Source organism: Wolbachia endosymbiont of Drosophila baimaii (genome assembly GCF_028982185.1).
Lineage (GTDB): Bacteria > Pseudomonadota > Alphaproteobacteria > Rickettsiales > Anaplasmataceae > Wolbachia > Wolbachia pipientis.
Genome location: NZ_JAPQLE010000181.1, coordinates 1 through 3886, shown reverse-complemented (window position 1 = coordinate 3886; position 3886 = coordinate 1). Strand labels below are relative to the sequence as shown.

The window sequence follows — 3886 nt, the reverse complement described above, 5'->3', positions numbered from 1 at the left end:
GTATGGATTGAAAATCGCGGTGAAATAAGGTGTGAAAAATTAGAAGTATTCGATCTTAACCATTTGAAATCTCTTGGCAGACTGATTGCTCAAGCTACAGAACAAAAACTTAGCGAAGAAGCGCCGTTACTTTCGGCAACATTACCAAATGGTTACCGTATACAGATAGTATTTCCGCCAGCATGTGAACCTGATAAAGTAGTCATGTCGATTCGTAAGCCTTCTAGCATGCAATTAGCACTCGATGATTACGAAAAAATGGGGGCTTTTTCTGAAACTGTTACAGAAGCAACTGATAATCCAGTTGACCGTCATTTGGATTTACTGTTAAGGCAAAAAAAAATAAAAGAGTTTTTAGAATACGCTGTAATAAGTAAGAAAAATATTATAATTAGTGGTGGAACTTCCACTGGTAAGACTACTTTTACTAATGCTACTTTGCGTGCTATTCCAGCTGAGGAAAGAATTATTACTGTTGAGGATGCAAGGGAAATCGTTTTGAACGATCATCCCAATAAAGTCCATCTAATTGCCTCTAAAGGAGGGCAGGGCAGAGCAAAAGTAACCACTCAAGATTTGATAGAAGCGTGCTTACGTTTAAGGCCAGACAGAATAATAGTTGGTGAGCTCCGTGGAGCGGAAGCTTTTAGTTTTCTTAGGGCGATAAATACTGGTCACCCTGGATCAATATCAACCCTTCATGCGGATAGTGCAACAATGGCCCTTGAGCAAATAAAATTGATGGTTATGCAGGCAAATCTTGGCATTCCTCCAGACCAAATTATACCATACATTAGAAATGTGATTGATATTGTTATTCAGCTAAAAAGAACCGGTGGGGGCAAAAGAAGCATTTCTGAGATATTATTTACTAGATCTGCGAGCGAAAATGCTTAAATTTATACATAAGTTAAGGAAGAGTAGTTTATGAGTAATGGAAATCACCTACGTAATATTCTCATAGGAGGTGTAGTAGCTTTTAGCGTACTTGAGTTTTGCTTCTATCTATCTGGTATATTGTTTGTTCTGTTTGCTGATGGTCCGGATGCTGTGGATTTTAAGGCAATTAATCCTAGTTTGACGCCTTTCCCTCAAGCTCTTTGGCCAACGATTTTTGATCATATACAATATTGTTGGCATCATCCAGAGTTATATAGCTTTGAGCTCAAAATCACATTAATTATATCTTCTGCACTGCCTATCATTGTTTTAATGATTATCTTATGGAATGTAAGAGAAAGGATAATTGAGTGGCGACCATTTAAAAAGAGAGAATCACTTCATGGAGATTCGCAGTGGGCATCAGAGAAAGACATACGAAAAGCAGGATTAAGAAGCAAAAAGGGATTATTGCTTGGTAAAGATAAAAGAGGATACTTCATTTCTGATGGGTTTCAGCATGCATTGTTATTTGCACCTACAGGTTCTGGTAAGGGTGTTGGCTTTGTAATTCCTAATTTATTATTTTGGACTGACTCGGTAATTGTACACGACATAAAATTAGAAAACTATGAAATAACAAGTGGTTGGCGAGAACGACAAGGACAAAAAGTATACGTATGGAATCCAGCGCAGCCAGATGGAATAAGTCACTGTTACAATCCATTACAATGGATTAGTGAAAAACCTGGGCAGATGGTTGACGATGTGCAGAAAATAGCTAACCTAATCATGCCTGAACAAGACTTTTGGCAGAATGAAGCAAGAAGCTTATTTGTTGGAGTAGTATTATACTTACTTGCTGCACCAGAGAAAGTTAAATCTTTTGGTGAAGTTGTGCGTACGATGCGTAGTGATGATGTAGTTTATAATCTTGCTGTTGCTCTTGATACAATGGGTAAAATACTACACCCTGTAGCATATATGAATATTGCAGCTTTTTTACAAAAAGCTGATAAAGAAAGGTCAGGTGTTGTATCAACCATGAACTCATCACTTGAATTGTGGGCAAACCCATTGATTGATACTGCAACTGCGTCAAGTGATTTTAATATTCTAGATTTTAAAAAGAAGAAAATTACAGTTTATGTTGGTTTAACTCCTGACAACTTGACTAGGCTCAGGCCTTTAATGCAGGTTTTTTACCAACAGGCAACTGAGTTTTTATGTAGAAAATTGCCATCGGATGACGAGCCTTATGGCGTATTGTTTTTAATGGATGAGTTTCCTACACTTGGAAAAATGGAGCAATTTCAAACAGGTATTGCATATTTTCGTGGTTATCGAGTTAGGTTATTCTTAATTGTTCAAGATACTGAGCAGCTCAAAGGAATATACGAAGAAGCAGGGATGAACTCCTTTTTGTCAAACTCGACTTACAGAATAACTTTTGCAGCCAATAATATTGAAACAGCTAATTTAATATCGCAACTTATAGGAAACAAAACTGTACAACAAGAATCGTTGAATAAGCCTAAATTTTTAGATTTAAATCCTGCTTCAAGGTCATTACATATCTCTGAAATACAGAGAGCATTGCTATTGCCTCAAGAAGTTATTATGTTGCCACGTGACGATCAGATAATTTTAATAGAGTCGACTTACCCAATTAAATCAAAGAAAATTTTGTACTACAGTGATACCACCTTCACAAGAAGGCTGCTCAAGCAAACTCGTGTGCCTACACAAGAACCATATGACCCAAACAAAGTTCTTTCTGCCGCTGCGAGCAAAGATAAGGTTAATAACGAGGGGAATAATGCTCTTGAGGGACCTAGTTCAGTTGATTATCCTGCTGAAACTAAAACCGAAGATGCAGTATATGATGAATCAGATGAATTTGCAGACGAAGATATTGATGATGAAGATATTGACGATAAGTTTGAAGATGATGACGAGGAAGATGAGGATAGGAGCGATGATGGGTTTGATGACGAAGAAGAGGAGGATGAATTTGAAGATGAGGATATTGACGATAAATTAAAAAATGACGAGAAGTAAGGTTAACTTTGCCTATTTTTAGCTCGGAAAAGTGCAAGTTATGCAAATAATTAGGTTTTTCATATTAAGCCATTTTTAATTAATTAGTATTAGATTAGCTATTTTAACTAGGGGAGTAGTAATGATTAGTAAAAAAACATTAGCGGTTACAGCACTTGCTTTATTGTTGTCACAACAATCTTTTGCGAGTGAAACAGAAGGGTTTTACTTTGGTAGTGGGTATTATGGTCAATTTTTTAATGGCATGGGTGAACTAAAAACAAGCACTACAGATATCAAAAATTTGTCTATAAATGACAGGGATGCTCAGAACACAAAAGGTCAGTCACTAAGTGAGTATAAAGGAGATTATAATCCACCTTTGGTTATACAGGGGAATTGGGTAACAACAGCTATAGGGCTGAATTGGAAGGGATGTATTCTTCTGTAAAAGTGGATAATATTGGTTTAACAAGTAGCCAAATAACTGTTTCATATCTAAAGGACATTGGTCAGAATGCTAATAAAGAAACTTATCTCTATAGTGCTGCAGTTAATCATGACCAAATTGAGAACATATCTGTAATGGCAAATGTTTATCATCATTGGAAAAGTGACCGTTTCTCTTTTTCTCCTTACGTTGGTATTGGAGTCGGTGCAACAAGAATGACGATGTTTGAAAAACCGTCAATAAGACCCGCAGGTCAAGTAAAAGCTGGCTTTGACTATCACATAAACGAAGATGTAAATATGCATATCGGATATAGAGGTTTTGGTGCTATTGGTGGCGATATTAAGCTTACAGCAGAAAAGTTAGGACAAGTGGTAGACGACCCTAATAATGATAAAAAAAAGAAGCTTGATCCTAGCTCAGGTAGCAAAGTATAGCATTTCTCATAATAGTCCGAACAGGTCATAGGAAGGCAGAATCAACAGCACGACGAAAGGATTCGAATAGAGGAATGTT

At 36.8% G+C, this 3886-nt stretch carries 2 protein-coding genes and 1 pseudogene; all 3 read left to right on the top strand.

Annotation, left to right across the window (positions count from 1 at the left end):
- Window positions 1-897: P-type DNA transfer ATPase VirB11 (virB11, locus tag OZD66_RS05535; RefSeq protein ID WP_275022457.1), on the top strand; the 897-nt coding region annotated here is incomplete at its 5' end.
- Window positions 898-927: 30 nt separating this feature from the next.
- Window positions 928-2940: a type IV secretory system conjugative DNA transfer family protein gene (locus OZD66_RS05530; protein WP_182366374.1), complete on the top strand. Its 2013-nt coding sequence runs from the start codon at window positions 928-930 to the stop codon at window positions 2938-2940.
- A 121-nt stretch (window positions 2941-3061) separates the two neighbouring features.
- Window positions 3062-3807, top strand: a pseudogene (locus OZD66_RS05525) (P44/Msp2 family outer membrane protein).
- Window positions 3808-3886: the final 79 nt, after the last annotated feature.

Bases quoted from the DNA above. Each gene is read 5' to 3' on its own strand.
- OZD66_RS05530 (WP_182366374.1), top strand. From the start codon at position 928: ATGAGTAATGGAAATCACCTACGTAATATTCTCATAGGAGGTGTAGTA.